Raw genomic sequence first — 14,834 nt, 5'->3', positions numbered from 1 at the left:
TAATGTGGCTAGTTATCGTCCAGAAACATCCCTGTACCACATAGCCAGTGTCCTGCTTCGCAGTTTCTGGATGGACACTAGCTATGCCGCTGGCATTCTCGTTGATAATTCTTGCTCTTTAAATAAGGCTAACATCCATTGCCGAAAGACATCGATTTTCCCTAATTCACTCGGTGTTTCATTACTCACGATATAATAAGCATTTTTACTTAATAGAAACTGATCGAACGGACAAACCAAACGCCCAGATTCCACTTCAGCTCGCGCCAGCAAATTAGACCCTAACGCAACACCTTGACCATGAACTGCTGCCTGCAAGGCTAACGATGACAAACTAAAGATCGGCCCCTGATGCACATTATCAAGTGAGACGCCAACCTCGCGCATCCATATTTTCCAGTCCTTGCGGCTAGAGTCATGCAATAAGGTGTGGTTTTGCAAATCACTTAATGAATTAAGTGGTCGCTTGCCAACCAGCAGCGAAGGCGCACAAACAGGGATTAAGTATTCATTGCGCAGCTTGTCACAACGTACACCAGACCAATTACCTCGGCCATAATAAATCGCGACATCGACATCATCAGTTAATAAACCTTCCTCGAGATCAAGTGCCTTTATTCGCACATCAATCTCCGGGTGCCGTTCACTAAATTTGGCTAAATTTGGTACCAACCACTGAATGGCAAAGCTCGGTGAAGTGCAAACCGTTAAGGCGCCAACCGCCGTTCGAGACAATACTTTATCGGTTGCTTCAATCAAGGCTGAAAAAACGTCTTTAATATCGAGGAAGTAACTTTGCCCTTCTTCGGTTAATAACAATGAACGATTTTTACGGCGGAATAATTTAATGCCTAAGTTTTCTTCTAATGATTTAATTTGATGACTAACCGCCGCTTGAGTAACAAACAGTTCTTCGGCTGCTCGGGTAAAGCTTAGATGGCGAGACGCCGCTTCAAAAGCTTTTAGTGCATTTAATGGTGGTAATCTTCTAGACATAATTAACATTATTACTGATTAGGTTTTCTAATCCAATTATGGCATTTTGAGTTCAATCACGTCTAGTGGCAGTAAGTAAAAAGTCAGACGAATTAAGAAACAGGACGGTGTGGCGAGCTGAATTGGTGGGGGAGTTAACTCAAACAACTGAAATGTCAGCTGTTTGAGTTAAAATGATTAACCTTGAGTATCTAAAATCGGTAAGCTTTTTACCACGTCATCAACCGCTTTCATTTGGGCTAAAAATGGCTCCAACATTGCTAACGGTAAAGCACAAGGACCATCACATTTGGCTTTGCTTGGATCTGGGTGCGCTTCTAAAAATAAGCCACCGATTGCTTGGCTGATACCGGCTAAACCAAGCTGAGTAACTTGAGCACGTCGACCACCGGCACTATCACTGCGGCCACCAGGGCGTTGCAATGAGTGGGTAACATCGAAAATGACCGGATAACCCATGTCTTTCATGATGCCAAAACTAAGCATATCAACAACTAAGTTATTGTAACCAAAAGATGATCCGCGCTCACATAACATCAATTTGTCATTGCCCGCTTCATTAAATTTGCTGAGGATATGACGCATTTCTTCGGGCGCTAAAAATTGCGCTTTTTTAATGTTAATCACTGCATTGGTTTTCGCCATCGCGGCAACCAAATCAGTTTGGCGAGACAAAAAGGCGGGCAACTGAATTACATCCACCACTTCAGCCACAGCAGCGGCTTGGTGCGGTTCATGAACATCGGTAATAATTGGCACGTTAAAGGTCTTTTTGATTTCTTCAAAAATTTTCAAGCCTTCATCAAGCCCAGGACCACGATATGAGTTAATTGACGAACGATTTGCTTTATCAAATGACGCCTTGAATACGTATGGAATGCCTAGTTTCGTCGTCACTTCAACATAATGTTCGGCCACAGCCATCGCCATGTCACGCGATTCTAATACATTCATGCCGCCAAATAAAACGAAGGGTTTGTCATTCGCTACTTCAATAGCACCAAGCTTAATAATTTTTTGAGTCATGCTGTTCTCAGTCATGTTAGGGTTCCTGATTGGCTATCTCAGTGGTTTAGAGCACTGAATAAGCAATGTAGCGTGGCGCTGTAATCACCACAACTATGTCGGCGCGTAAAAATCAGTGATAAGTAGTCAATTGCGCGTCGAGTGTCTTTATATGCATCTTTAACACCTCGGCGTTTGGATCTTCAGGGCAATTATCAATAAAGTAACTAAAGTCATCACTGGCGCCTTTAAAGCAATCGAGCTGTTGTAAGACGAAACCACGCTCCATCCGTTGCTGCGGATCATCAGGGCTCAGCGCTAATAACCATTCATTAAAGTTCAACGCCAACTCAAATTCGTGCGCCAGCAAACAGGCTTGCTTAATACTAATTAAGAAACGTTTGTTGGTCACCTCATCAGTAGCGGCGGTTAGGTGCTCAGGTATTAAACGATGGTGGTCGCCCAAATGACCACGAACCAATAGCTCTAACATGCGCTGACTTAATGGTTCGCCGTTTAACGGATCGACATAAAAGCCATTATCACCGCCAATTCGCAAGACCAAAGGACCTGGAAAGTCGATAATTTCTACCGCGATATCACACATTTTCAGCAAGTTATTCAGTACCACTGAAAACGTCACATTGTTGCCTTCACGCTCAGTCATTAACGAATGAAAGCTATTGCTTGGCATCGAAAAATAATCTTGCTCAGCCATTTTAAATTGCCACTGACCATAAAATAACTCTTTAAAATCGAGCCATTGATCTTCAATCGACTGGCCTTTAATTTGGCGAGCTAATAAGTCGACACTATCGAGCAATTGATCCCAGACCTCATCACCAGCCGCTATGACTTGCGCTTCACTGATCGCGCTTGAGCCATAACGCAGTAACTCAAGCGGGGCAATCTCTACTATATCAAAAGAGTCAGTCACGGTGGCATTAACCTAAAATAAATGCTTGTTTAAAGATCACGAGTTTAGCCGCAATCACGACCCAACCTAAGGCACCAATTGTCGCTAACACCTTAGTTTTGGTGGTTTTAGCGCGATATAATGCGACATAAGCCAGCACGATATAAATAATGACACTGAGTAATTTCTCAGTCAGCCAAGCATCAGCACCAGGTGATTGGTTAATGATGATACATAACATGACAGCACTAACTAATAAGAACGTATCAACGGCGCGAGAAGTGATTTTTGCCCACTTTTGCTGGTGAATGGCCCGGCCAGCAAACATCAGGCCTGCTCTAACGACAAAAAACAGCACGCTAAACGCCACAAGAGTAACGTGTAAGTGCTTAATTGGGAGATAAAACTGTTCCATGAAATTTTCTCATTGTAAATTTATCAGCCATTTTACTGTTTTTAGCTAATAATGCGAATAACAAGCCACTAAACCTTAATGACTGCTTAATAAATAACCACCTAACAATGGGGGTAATTTAGCTAGTGTCCATCCAGAAACTGCGAAGCAGGGCACTGGCTATGTGGTACAGGGATGTGCCAATATTTTCAACTTGTTGAAAATGAAAGCGAAGTAAAACCACGTTTTACGGTAGTGTCTCCAGAAACAGACAAGGATGTCTGTTTCTGGACGATAACAAGTTAACTAGGGCGTCGCCCTGAGGTTACGCGATCAAGACCGGCTAAATCGCGGTCGGTGACAACACCGACAAAGCCACAGTCGGTCAGTATTTGACGAACCGCAGGCCCTTGCTCAAAACCATGTTCGAATAATAACAAACCGTCTGGTTTAAGATAATCACAACTTTGCTCAGTGATATCAATAATATCTTGTAAACCATTGTTAGCAGCGACTAAGGCCGACTTAGGTTCAAACCTAACATCACCGAGCTGTAAGTGTGGATCATTACTGTCGATATAAGGAGGATTTGAAACGATAAAATCACAGCTATGACGATACTGCCTGCCAACGCTACTTAGCCAACTCGACTGAATAAACTCGGCATTAGCAATCGCGAGTTGCTGCTTGTTTTTGTTCGCTAGCATCACTGCAGGTTCGCTAAAATCAACGCCCAACAGCTGCCAATTGGGCTGTTCACTGGCTAGCGCCAATGCAATAGCACCAGTGCCAGTGCCTAAATCAATGCCGACAGCTTTAGTGGCCGTTACATTGTCTAAGACCAGCTCAACTAACAATTCAGTTTCTGGGCGCGGAATTAAGGTCGCTGCTGAAACGCTTAGCGCGAGCGACCAAAACTCCTGCTTACCAACCAAGTAAGCAACTGGCTCGCCGAGTTGACGCCGCTCAACCAGTACTTGAAACTGAGCAACTAAAGGCGCTGCAAGTTCTTTTTCTGGCCAGGTATAGAAATAGCTGCGATCGACATCAAGCACATGGGCTAACAACACTTGAACATCGAGCAAGGGCGAGTCACTCGCCGTTAATTGTAACCTCGCCTGCTCGAGTAACTGCTTTATACTCAACACTAGCATTTAGCGGTTATCTTCGGCCAATGCGGCTAACAGATCCGCTTGCTGTTCGTTTAATAACGGTTGGATCACCAAGTCGATATCACCCTGCATAATATCACCAAGACGGTATAACGTTAGGCCGATCCGGTGGTCACTAACGCGTCCTTGTGGGTAGTTATACGTTCTAATTCGCTCACTACGGTCACCACTGGCTACTAAGCTGCGGCGGGTAGTGTCTTCGGCAGCTTGACGCTTTTCGTCTTCAGCTTGCTGTAAGCGAGCCGAAAGTACTGACATCGCTTGCGCACGGTTTTTATGCTGCGAGCGCTGATCTTGACATTCAACCACGGTACCCGTAGGAATGTGAGTAAGACGAACCGCTGAGTCAGTTTTATTAACGTGCTGACCACCGGCGCCAGAAGCACGGAAAGTATCAACTTTTAAATCAGCTGGATTAATTTTAATTTGTTCAGCTTCAGGGATCTCAGGCATGATAACAACAGTACATGCTGATGTGTGAACACGGCCCTGTGATTCAGTTTCAGGTACACGTTGCACCCGATGACCGCCCGACTCAAATTTCATAATTCCGTAAATACCTTCGCCCGAAATTTTAGCAATGACTTCTTTAAAGCCGCCTTGCTCACTTTCGTTAAGGTTAACGATCTCTATCCGCCAGCCACGCGCTTCAATGTAACGGCTATACATTCTAAACAAGTCACCCGCAAAAATCGCCGCTTCGTCGCCACCGGCCCCAGCACGAATCTCTAAAAAGGCATTGCGATCATCATTAGGATCTTTAGGCAATAACAGAATTTGTATGGTATCTTCCATTTCTGCGACGGCCGCTTTGGTCAATTTAAATTCTTCTTGGGCCATTTCTCGCATGTCAGGATCATCATCTTTGAGCATTTCCTGAGCCGACTCAAAATCGCTCAGTGCCTCGTTATACTGGTTAAAGGCTTCAACAACAGGTCCTAGCGATGAGTATTCTTGATTTAGCGCACGAAATAAATCTTGGTTGGCGATAGTCTCTGGATCCGACAATAAAGCTTCCACTTCTTGGCTGCGTTCATCAAGCCCTTCTAATTTGGCATAAACCGTTGGTTTCATTGTTGTATTTTCTCACTAACAAATGCGGGCTACTTAAGATAACCACAAATAGGATGTATGGTGGCTATTGTAATATATCCCCGTAAGCATTGCGACTGTAGGATCTAGTACGAATAGCCAAGGCTGGCTTTGGCACAATTCGGGGCTTAATTTAATTCAGGATCTTGCTCGAGGCCAAGTGCATCGCACAATACCGAAAGCTTGGTCACATCACCCGCGTGGCTAGCATCACTCATGGCGCGGGTTGGGCTATGAATAAGTTTATTGGTTAATTTGTTAGCCAGCTCAATCATGACTTTCTCGGCATCAATGCCTGCGGCCAGTTTTGTCAGGGCTTTTTCGACCAGTTCGTTTTTTACCGTTAAACTTTGCTCACGATATTGACGTATATAATCAATTGACTCTAACGAGCGAGTCCACGCCATAAAGTGGTCGGCTTGCTCAACCGTTATCACTTCAGCTTCATCAGCTGCCGCGCGGCGCGAGGCCATATTTTGATCAACAATTCCCTGTAAGTCATCAACCGTATAAAGGTACACATCATCGAGTTCACCGACTTGTGATTCAATATCACGTGGCACCGCAATATCAATCAATAACATCGGCTGATGACGCCGTGAACGAGTCGCCGTTTCGACCATGCCCTTACCTAGGATTGGCAAGGTGCTAGCGGTTGATGAAATCACGACATCGGAATTAGCCAAATGATCGGGGATTTGGCTCAGGGTTATCGCACTACCATTAATTTGCTCAGCCATGCTTTGTGCGCGCGCTAAAGTACGATTGGCAACCGTAATGTTAGTTGCTCCCGCCTCGGTCAAATGCTTGGCCACTAATTCGATCGTTTCACCGGCACCAATTAATAACACATTGGTTTCTGATAGCTGGGAAAATATCTGCTTTGCTAGGGTCACCGCGGCAAAGGCGACCGACACAGCGTTGGCCCCAATGTTAGTTTCGGTCCGGACTTTTTTGGCAACAGAGAATGTGCGTTGAAATAACTTGTCCATCAACAGTCCCATAGAGCCTGCTGATTTGGCGGTACTATAAGCCTGCTTAATTTGACCTAATATTTGCGGCTCACCTAAGACCAGCGAATCTAACCCACAAGATACCCGCATTAAGTGATTTACAGCTGCAGCATCTTGATGTAAATAAATACTTTGCGCTAATTCGGACTTTGGAATTTGATGAAAATCAACCAACCAATCAATTAATTGCTCACCTTGAGCTTGATTACAATAAAGCTCGGTGCGATTACAAGTAGACACAATCACCGCTTCGCCACCGTGATTGAGCATTTTTAACTGTTGTAACGCCTCAACCATTTGGTCAGGAGAAAATGCAATTTTTTCCCGCAATGCTACTGACGCAGTTTTATGATTGATACCTAAGGCAACTAAAGACATGTGATTGGTTCGACTATTTATCTATAAGGTAATTATTGCTAAGAATTTTACATGAAAAACGCGCGCAATTGAAAGCATCTCTAGTGCCTAGATCAAAAAGAAGCTACTCTATAGCCAATCTAAGTCAAATTTTTTAACTCAGACATGCTTAAACGATTCTTGTTCTTATTGCTGCCAATATTCTTGGCTGGCTGTGTGACTAAACCTTCTCAAACCTTGAACCCTGATTATCCATTATCACAATGGCAATTCTCAGGTAAATTTGCGATCAAAACCCCGCAGAAAAAACAAGGACTAAAAATTCACTGGCAACAAAATGGCCCGCATTTCGATATAAAACTATTGACCATTTTTGGGATTACCGTGCTGACGATCGAAGGTGATAAGCACTTAGTCACTATTGAAGCCGACGACGGCCCGATTAAAGGCCGTTCCGCCGAGCAATTAATTTGGCAATTAACTGGCTGGCATATTCCGGTCAATCAACTGCAACATTGGTTAATTGGCGAAGTAAGCGATGCAACACAAGTCAGCTTGAGCCCGCAGGGTGATTTTACCCAAGGCATCATTGTTGACAGTTTAAATCGACCATGGCAGCTCAGCCTTGGTCAATACAAAACGGTGCAAGGACATAAGCTACCTCATCAGCTAAGATTACAACGCGACGGCTCATTATTAAAACTGGCGATTAGCCAGTGGCAACTTGAGCAGTAACTAGACCCAACCAATGATAAGACTCTCTATGCACAATATCACTCCTGGCAACAATCAGTGGCCAGCACCGGCTAAAATAAATCTGTTTCTTCATATTACTGGCCAGCTCGATAATGGCTACCATACGTTGGAGACTGTGTTCCAATTTTTAGATTATGGCGACAGCTTAGCTATCGATTGTAATGATTCAGGATCTATTAGCCTTAGCCCGGATGTGCCAGGTGTTACACTTGAAGATAATCTTATTTATCGCGCGGCGATGTTGCTAAAGCCCTATGCATTACACAATGCAGGAGCCTCAATTGAACTGACTAAAATCCTGCCAATGGGCGCGGGTCTTGGCGGCGGTTCATCTGATGCTGCGACCACCTTAGTCGCCTTGAATCATTTGTGGCAATGTCAGTTATCAAACGACCAACTGGCACAGCTCGGGCTGAGCTTAGGGGCGGATGTTCCAATTTTTATTCGTGGTTTCGCCGCATTCGCACAAGGAATTGGTGAAAAACTAACCCCTGTTTCACCACCACAACCTTGGTATTTGGTGATTTGGCCCGGTGTTTCAGTGTGTACCCGCGAAATTTTTAGCGCCCCTGAGTTAGTTCGTGATACAGCTCCCATTTCTATATCACAAATAAATAATGCTTTATTGACAAATGATTGCGAAAAAGTCACAAAAAATCGTTATCCTGAAGTTGCCAAGGCCCTTGCGTGGTTGATACAATACGCGCCAGCAAAAATGACCGGCACTGGTAGTTGTGTTTTTGGTGAATTTGTCGACCAACAGTCAGCGGCTGCTGTGTTAGATAAATTACCAAAACCGATGCAAGGTTTTATCGCCAAAGGGATTAACCAATCTCCTTTAGTAACGAAACTAAACCATTCCAGTCTGCCGATTTGATGCAAACATAACTTACTGTTAGTTGTTTTATAATAAAACGACTAATGCAATGGTGGTCTTAAATACCACCGACAAAACCAACGCCTGAGGTTTTAACGTGCCTGATATTAAGCTATTTGCTGGAAACGCCATCCCTGAACTTGCTAAAAAAATTGCCGATCGTCTTTACCTGAAATTAGGTGATGCGACTGTTGGTTGCTTTAGTGACGGGGAAATTAGCGTACAAATTAACGAAAATGTACGTGGTGCAGATGTGTTCATCTTGCAATCAACTTGCTCACCCACTAATAACAACCTGATGGAGTTATTAGTGATGGTTGACGCACTACGCCGAGCTTCTGCTGGTCGTATTACTGCCGTTATCCCTTATTTTGGCTACGCGCGCCAAGATCGCCGCGTTCGCAGTGCTCGTGTACCAATTACTGCCAAAGTTGTTGCTGACTTCTTGTCGAGTGTTGGGGTTGACCGAGTTTTAACGGTTGATTTGCACGCAGAGCAAATCCAGGGCTTCTTTGATGTACCAGTAGACAACGTATTTGGTACTCCTGTCCTTTTGAATGATATTAAAAGCCGTGAGTTTCACCGCCCTATCGTCGTGTCTCCAGACATTGGCGGTGTCGTGCGCGCACGTGCGTTAGCGAAATTACTTGATGATACCGACTTGGCTATTATCGATAAACGTCGCCCACAAGCCAACGTATCACAAGTTATGCATATTATCGGTGATGTTGCTGATCGTGACTGTATTATTGTTGATGATATGATCGATACTGGCGGCACCTTGTGTAAAGCAGCCGAAGCGCTCAAAGAACATGGCGCTCGTAATATCTACGCTTACGCAACTCACCCAGTATTTTCAGGCAGTGCAGTAGAAAACGTTGAAAACAGTGTAATCGAACAATTTATTGTTACAGATTCAATTCCACTGAGCCCTGAAATGATTGCAACCGGTAAAGTAAAAGTTCTGTCATTAGACAGCATGATTGCTGAAGCACTGCGCCGCGTTTCAAACGAAGAATCTATTTCGGCAATGTTCGAATACTAAGCAAGCATTTAACTTAGCTTAAAGATTGAAGCCGCGTTTAACGCGGCTTTTTTTATCCAAATTTAATCACCTTTTTCTCTTGTTGTAGCTCACCAGCTGCCGCCATCAATTCTTCGATTAAACCCCCGCCCATCGGATTAGCGCTTTAATTAACTGTCAATCCTACTATCTTATTATTTAAAAACCTGTTTTAACCCGCTAGTTACTAATATATGGCCTAGATCAAAAGCTCACTTTTACGGTAAGATAAAAGTACAATCAGCTCAATTTAAGGGATCTAAGTTGCAAAAGACCTTCAAAAAACTGTTTTATTTTATGATCAGCAGTGCCAGAGATTTGGCACCGATCATTGCGGTGATTGTTTTCTTTCAGCTGGTAGTGATTGGCCAGCCCTTGCCTAATGTCGGTCAGTTACTGCTTGGGGTCTTATTTGTTTTACTAGGTCTTACTTTCTTTATTCACGGCCTGGAACAAGGCTTATTTCCGATTGGTGAATCAATGGCCCACGCCTTTGCCCGTAAAGGCAGCGTGAAGTGGTTATTGATCTTTGCTTTTTGCCTCGGTTTTGGCACGACAGTCGCCGAGCCAGCTTTAATAGCCGTTGCCGCTGAAGCGGCAAAAGTAGCGGCTGATGGTGGTTTAATTGGAGCCAGCCAAGCCGCGATGAACGATTATGCCCAAGGACTTAGACTAAGTGTTGCGTTAAGTGTTGGTATTGCTATCGCGCTGGGGGTATTTAGAATAATCAAAGGCTGGCCGCTGCAATGGTTTATTATTATCGGCTACTTACTCGTCGTTATTATGACAATGTTCGCACCACCAGAGATTATCGGGATTGCTTATGACTCTGGCGGCGTTACAACCTCAACCATCACCGTGCCGCTAGTCACTGCTTTGGGGGTGGGTTTAGCTTCCTCAATTAAAGGCAGAAATCCGATGATCGACGGCTTTGGGCTAATCGCCTTAGCCTCCCTAACCCCTATGATTTTCGTGATGGCTTACGGGATGATTAAACTATGACCTTGAGCGACATCCTAATTCAGATTGTGCAAACAATCTTAGCCACCTTCACCGATGTCCTGCCGATAGCGGCGATTTTATTTGGCTTTCAATTTGCCGTAATCCGCAAGCCATTACCCAATCTTGGTAAGGTATTACGGGGCTTTGTTTGGGTCTTAATCGGCTTATCATTATTCTTAATTGGGCTTGAATTAGCGCTGTTTCCTTTAGGGCGGTTAATGGCCAAGCAACTGACTGATCCAGCCTTTATTGCCGGTGTTGATAATGCAGCGCAGCTTAGTGGCGTGGTACAGCAACTTGCTTGGACCGATTATAGCTGGGTTTATATCTTTGCTTTTTTAATTGGTTTTGCAACCACCATTGCTGAGCCGTCTCTTATTGCCGTTGCAATTAAAGCCAATGAAGTATCAGGTGGAACCGTCGGCGTGTGGGGCTTACGGCTTTCTGTCGCATTTGGTGTTGCCGTTGGTATCTCGCTCGGCTGTTATCGGATTGTGGTCGGAGATCCTATTCAGTGGTACATCATGGCGGGTTATGTCGTCGTTGTTATTCAAACCTTATTTGCACCAAAATTAATTATTCCACTGGCTTATGATTCAGGTGGCGTTACAACTTCAACCGTTACAGTACCATTAGTCGCCGCACTTGGGTTGGGTTTAGCCGAGACAGTACCCGGACGAAACCCAATAATTGACGGTTTTGGTTTAATCGCTTTTGCTAGCTTGTTCCCTATTATGTCGGTAATGGCTTATGCGCAGATATCGGAAAAGCTAACCAAACATTCACATAAAACATAATGTTACTAAGTAAAAAACGCATGATCGGAGAGAAATATGCATTTTAAATTAATCATCGCCTTCGTTGATGACAACACCACGGATCTCATTATGGATGCGGCACGAGAGGCAGGAGCAACCGGTGCTACTATTATTAATAACGCCAGAGGAGAAGGTATTCAACAACCTAAAACCTTCTTTGGTTTAACCTTAGATGAGCCTCGTGATGTCATCTTATTTATTGTCGAAGAACATTTAAGTCGCCATATTTTGGAAAAAATTTATCAAGTTGGTCAATTTGATAAAAAACCAGGATCTGGCATAGCAATCCAAATTGATGTCGAAGATGCCGTCGGCGTTAGTCATCAAATTAATCGACTAAGCGAAACTGTGGAGAAAGAATTGTGAGTACAAACACTCTGATTAAAGCATCTGAAGTCATGACCAATCGTTTCATTAAAATGGACGGTATGCAGACAATTCGTGAAGCCATTGAGGTAATGAAACGTGAAAAGTGCGATGTTATTATTGTTAATAAACGCGACCCACATGACGCCTATGGCATCTTGCTTCTGCAAGATATTGCCAAGCAAGTGATTGCCAAGGATCGTGCGCCCGAACGGGTCAATATTTATGAAGTAATGGCTAAACCCCTGATCAGCGTACCGCCGCAAATGGATATTCGCTATTGCGCGCGATTATTCGAAAATTTCGACCTGCATTATACCCCTGTGGTAGAAAAAGAAGAGATCTTAGGGGTGATTGGTTATCAAGAGCTCGTCTTACATCAACTAACCAATGACTGTTAATCCCAATTACATCAAATTTATGACACAAAAAAGCCGCTTAATTACTTAAGCGGCTTTTTTTTACTTTGAAAAATTAGCTAGAGATTACTCAGCTACGATTTCAATAGTAACAGTTGCATTTACTTCAGCGTGTAGATGAAGTACAACTTCGAATTCGCCAGTGTGACGTAGTGCGCCTTCAGAAAGACGAACTTCGCTCTTAACAACTTCAACGCCAGCAGCAGAAACTGCATCAGCGATATCACGAGTACCGATAGAACCGAATAGCTTACCTTCGTCACCAGATACAGAAGAAATTACAACGTTTGATAACGCAGCAACTTTTTCAGCACGGGTTTGAGCAGCAGCTAGGTTAGCAGCTAATTTAGCTTCTAACTCAGCGCGACGTTCTTCGAACTTAGCGATGTTTTCTTTGCTTGCAAAAACAGCTTTACCTTGCGGTAAAAGGAAGTTACGAGCGAAACCAGATTTCACAGAAACCTTGTCGCCTAAACCACCAAGCTTAGCAATCTTATCAAGTAAAATAACTTGCATTACCTATCTCCTAAAAATTCAATAACCGACTTACTGGTGTAAGTCTGTGTATGGAAGTAAAGCCAGGTAACGAGCGCGCTTAATAGCACGGCCAAGCTGACGCTGATATTTTGCGCGAGTACCAGTGATACGACTAGGAACGATTTTACCACTTTCAGTGATATAATTTTTCAAAGTAGTGATATCTTTGTAATCAATTTCTACTACATTTTCTGCTGTGAAACGGCAGAATTTACGACGTCTAAAAAAACGTGCCATGGAGATTTCTCCTAATTCATCAATTCAATCGAATGAGCATGTAATACAATTTTTGGCGAGCCATTTCGGCCTTGATGCCAGACAAGATAACCACTTGCCTTGATATTACTGCCCTTAACCAACTTAGTAACGGTGCTTTGATTCTCTTTTCCACTTAACACAATAGTCATTCTGCAATAGATCCCCCGAGGGAAACCTGCTTCTAACTGCTGTGAACGGTGATCCATTACAAGATATGTATGTGGAATACCGGCGGGACTGACTTTACGACGCGGGCTGGTGCACAATGTGCCACTTATAACCGTTGAGTTTTCAGTCATCAATCTTCAAATTACCTATTACAGATTACTCTGCTGCTGGTTGTTCTTTTTTAGCTTCTTCGCTAACTGGTGCTTCACGACGCTTTGAATCGCGACGTTCTTCTTTTGCCTTAGCAATGTCAGAAGCTTCAGTAACTGCAGCTTTAGTACGAAGTACTAGGCTACGGATCACTGCATCGTTGTAACGGAAGTTATGCTCTAACTCGTCCATTACTTCTTGACCAGCTTCAACGTTCATAAGAACGTAGTGAGCTTTGTGAAGCTTTTCGATTGGGTAAGCCAACTGACGACGGCCCCAGTCTTCTAGACGGTGGATTTGACCACCAGAATCTTTAATTGAAGCAGTGTAACGCTCAATCATTGCAGGTACTTGTTCACTCTGATCAGGGTGAACCATAAATACGATTTCGTAATGACGCATTTATTATTCCTTACGGTTTGTTAGCCCCAACGTGGCTCGGCTAGACCAGTAATAGGGCAAGGAACTAATGAGAAGCCGATTTTGGAGGCGAAATTATATAGCAGAAAAAAATATTTCGCAATGAGAAATACCACAATCAACGCTTTGTAGGCCGCAATATTGATTTATTATTAAATATAATCGCGCAAAGCACTGACCTGAGGTGAATTAACAATAACGAGCAATAATATTATTTTAAGCTAACCGCAGGATTTTCTAATAATGAGGACAAAAAAATGGTCGTTACCTAAAGGTTAACGACCATTTTAGTAATAATTTGTTGTAAATTATTATCCGCGTTGACGGACCACTTCAAACAAACAAATACCGGTCGTTACCGAAACGTTAAGGCTTGATACGCTGCCAGCCATTGGCAGTGATACTAACTCGTCACAATGCTCACGAGTTAACCGACGCATGCCTTTGCCTTCAGCGCCCATGACAATAGCCACTGAGCCGCTAATTTTGGTTTCAAACAGACCCGATGTCGCTTCACCAGCCGTGCCAATAATCCAGACACCTTTGTCTTGGATTTCACGCATAGTACGCGCTAAGTTAGTCACTTGAATCAGTGGCATAGTCTCAGCGGCGCCACAGGCAACCTTACGCACTATCGGTGTTAACGATGCTGATTTGTCTTTCGGTACGATCACCGCATGAACGCCAGCAGCGTCGGCACTACGGATACAAGCACCTAAGTTATGCGGATCGGTCACACCGTCAAGGATCAATAAAAACGGCTGATCATTGTTGGCAATAATATCATCTAAATCTGCTTCGGTTTTAACCTTGGCGGTACGCACGTTAGCAATAATGCCCTGGTGAGACTCACCATCGGCTTTATCGTCCATGGTTTTTTTACCAACAAAGGCAACACTTATGCCGTTACGACGCGCAGCGTTAACCACCTTGTTCATTCGTTGATCTTCGCGACCTTTTAAGGCGAAAATTTCAAGAATACGTTCAGGTTCGTTATTTAAAACTGCTTCAACGCTATGTAATCCAAATAGAAGATCGTGTTTACTCATTTACTG

Annotated in this window: 19 protein-coding genes; 7 read left to right on the top strand and 12 right to left on the bottom strand. The window is 43.7% G+C overall.

The genetic code is table 11. From position 1 onward, the window contains the following. Positions 1 to 81 precede the first annotated feature (81 nt). The 7 genes from HRU23_01760 to hemA form a co-directional block, all read right to left on the bottom strand. Positions 82 to 996: a transcriptional regulator GcvA gene (locus tag HRU23_01760; protein NRA52846.1), complete on the bottom strand. Its 915-nt coding sequence runs from the start codon at positions 994 to 996 to the stop codon at positions 82 to 84. 177 nt (positions 997 to 1,173) lie between these two features. Beyond that, complete coding sequence (gene kdsA, locus HRU23_01755; protein ID NRA52845.1) at positions 1,174 to 2,022, bottom strand: 3-deoxy-8-phosphooctulonate synthase; 849 nt, start codon at positions 2,020 to 2,022, stop codon at positions 1,174 to 1,176. 112 nt (positions 2,023 to 2,134) lie between these two features. Then, positions 2,135 to 2,938, bottom strand: coding sequence for a tetratricopeptide repeat protein (locus tag HRU23_01750; protein ID NRA52844.1), 804 nt, complete (start codon positions 2,936 to 2,938; stop codon positions 2,135 to 2,137). A 7-nt stretch (positions 2,939 to 2,945) separates the two neighbouring features. Then, complete coding sequence (locus HRU23_01745) at positions 2,946 to 3,332, bottom strand: SirB2 family protein (GenBank protein NRA52843.1); 387 nt, start codon at positions 3,330 to 3,332, stop codon at positions 2,946 to 2,948. 281 nt (positions 3,333 to 3,613) lie between these two features. Then, the gene (gene prmC, locus HRU23_01740) at positions 3,614 to 4,465 is read right to left on the bottom strand and encodes a peptide chain release factor N(5)-glutamine methyltransferase (GenBank protein NRA52842.1); all 852 of its coding nucleotides are present in this window, start codon (positions 4,463 to 4,465) and stop codon (positions 3,614 to 3,616) included. Continuing rightward, on the bottom strand, positions 4,466 to 5,557 hold the full coding sequence (gene prfA / locus HRU23_01735) for a peptide chain release factor 1 (GenBank protein ID NRA52841.1): 1,092 nt from the start codon (positions 5,555 to 5,557) through the stop codon (positions 4,466 to 4,468). Between the two features lie 146 nt (positions 5,558 to 5,703). After that, a complete protein-coding gene (gene hemA, locus HRU23_01730) occupies positions 5,704 to 6,966 on the bottom strand; it encodes a glutamyl-tRNA reductase (GenBank protein ID NRA52840.1) in 1,263 nt (420 codons plus the stop codon). Positions 6,967 to 7,161: 195 nt separating this feature from the next. Here hemA and lolB point away from each other — a divergent pair, with 195 nt between their 5' ends. The 7 genes from lolB to HRU23_01695 all read left to right on the top strand — a co-directional run bounded on the left by lolB (position 7,162) and on the right by HRU23_01695 (position 12,228). Continuing rightward, the gene (gene lolB, locus HRU23_01725) at positions 7,162 to 7,680 is read left to right on the top strand and encodes an outer membrane lipoprotein LolB (GenBank protein NRA52839.1); all 519 of its coding nucleotides are present in this window, start codon (positions 7,162 to 7,164) and stop codon (positions 7,678 to 7,680) included. A gap of 28 nt (positions 7,681 to 7,708) precedes the next feature. Beyond that, positions 7,709 to 8,578 (top strand): 4-(cytidine 5'-diphospho)-2-C-methyl-D-erythritol kinase, encoded by an 870-nt coding sequence (gene ispE / locus HRU23_01720; GenBank protein NRA52838.1) that lies wholly within the window; start codon positions 7,709 to 7,711, stop codon positions 8,576 to 8,578. 97 nt (positions 8,579 to 8,675) lie between these two features. Next, positions 8,676 to 9,623 carry a ribose-phosphate pyrophosphokinase gene (locus tag HRU23_01715; protein ID NRA52837.1) on the top strand — a complete coding sequence of 316 codons (948 nt, stop codon included), beginning with the start codon at positions 8,676 to 8,678 and terminating at the stop codon, positions 9,621 to 9,623. A 315-nt stretch (positions 9,624 to 9,938) separates the two neighbouring features. Then, positions 9,939 to 10,643 carry a DUF1538 domain-containing protein gene (locus tag HRU23_01710; protein ID NRA52836.1) on the top strand — a complete coding sequence of 235 codons (705 nt, stop codon included), beginning with the start codon at positions 9,939 to 9,941 and terminating at the stop codon, positions 10,641 to 10,643. Next, positions 10,640 to 11,440 (top strand): DUF1538 domain-containing protein, encoded by an 801-nt coding sequence (locus tag HRU23_01705; protein NRA52835.1) that lies wholly within the window; start codon positions 10,640 to 10,642, stop codon positions 11,438 to 11,440. Before HRU23_01710 ends, HRU23_01705 begins: the two co-directional genes overlap by 4 nt. Positions 11,441 to 11,476: 36 nt before the next feature. Beyond that, positions 11,477 to 11,827 carry a P-II family nitrogen regulator gene (locus tag HRU23_01700; protein NRA52834.1) on the top strand — a complete coding sequence of 117 codons (351 nt, stop codon included), beginning with the start codon at positions 11,477 to 11,479 and terminating at the stop codon, positions 11,825 to 11,827. A 32-nt stretch (positions 11,828 to 11,859) separates the two neighbouring features. Beyond that, positions 11,860 to 12,228, top strand: a complete 369-nt coding sequence (locus tag HRU23_01695) for a CBS domain-containing protein (protein NRA52833.1) — start codon at positions 11,860 to 11,862, stop codon at positions 12,226 to 12,228. An 84-nt stretch (positions 12,229 to 12,312) separates the two neighbouring features. Here the strand turns inward: HRU23_01695 and rplI are convergent, their stop codons facing one another. The 5 genes from rplI to rlmB all read right to left on the bottom strand — a co-directional run bounded on the left by rplI (position 12,313) and on the right by rlmB (position 14,828). Next, positions 12,313 to 12,762 carry a 50S ribosomal protein L9 gene (gene rplI, locus HRU23_01690; GenBank protein ID NRA52832.1) on the bottom strand — a complete coding sequence of 150 codons (450 nt, stop codon included), beginning with the start codon at positions 12,760 to 12,762 and terminating at the stop codon, positions 12,313 to 12,315. 30 nt (positions 12,763 to 12,792) lie between these two features. Next, positions 12,793 to 13,020, bottom strand: coding sequence for a 30S ribosomal protein S18 (rpsR, locus tag HRU23_01685; protein NRA52831.1), 228 nt, complete (start codon positions 13,018 to 13,020; stop codon positions 12,793 to 12,795). 11 nt (positions 13,021 to 13,031) lie between these two features. Next, positions 13,032 to 13,340, bottom strand: a complete 309-nt coding sequence (gene priB / locus HRU23_01680; GenBank protein NRA52830.1) for a primosomal replication protein N — start codon at positions 13,338 to 13,340, stop codon at positions 13,032 to 13,034. Between the two features lie 25 nt (positions 13,341 to 13,365). Beyond that, positions 13,366 to 13,761 carry a 30S ribosomal protein S6 gene (gene rpsF / locus HRU23_01675; GenBank protein NRA52829.1) on the bottom strand — a complete coding sequence of 132 codons (396 nt, stop codon included), beginning with the start codon at positions 13,759 to 13,761 and terminating at the stop codon, positions 13,366 to 13,368. 329 nt (positions 13,762 to 14,090) lie between these two features. Further along, a complete protein-coding gene (rlmB, locus tag HRU23_01670; protein NRA52828.1) occupies positions 14,091 to 14,828 on the bottom strand; it encodes a 23S rRNA (guanosine(2251)-2'-O)-methyltransferase RlmB in 738 nt (245 codons plus the stop codon). Positions 14,829 to 14,834 lie beyond the last annotated feature (6 nt).

The sequence above is a fragment of the Gammaproteobacteria bacterium genome (assembly GCA_013214945.1).
Taxonomy (GTDB): domain Bacteria; phylum Pseudomonadota; class Gammaproteobacteria; order Enterobacterales; family Psychrobiaceae; genus Psychrobium.
Note: the sequence above shows the minus strand (reverse complement) of the source record. Positions and strands in the feature narration are given on the sequence as shown.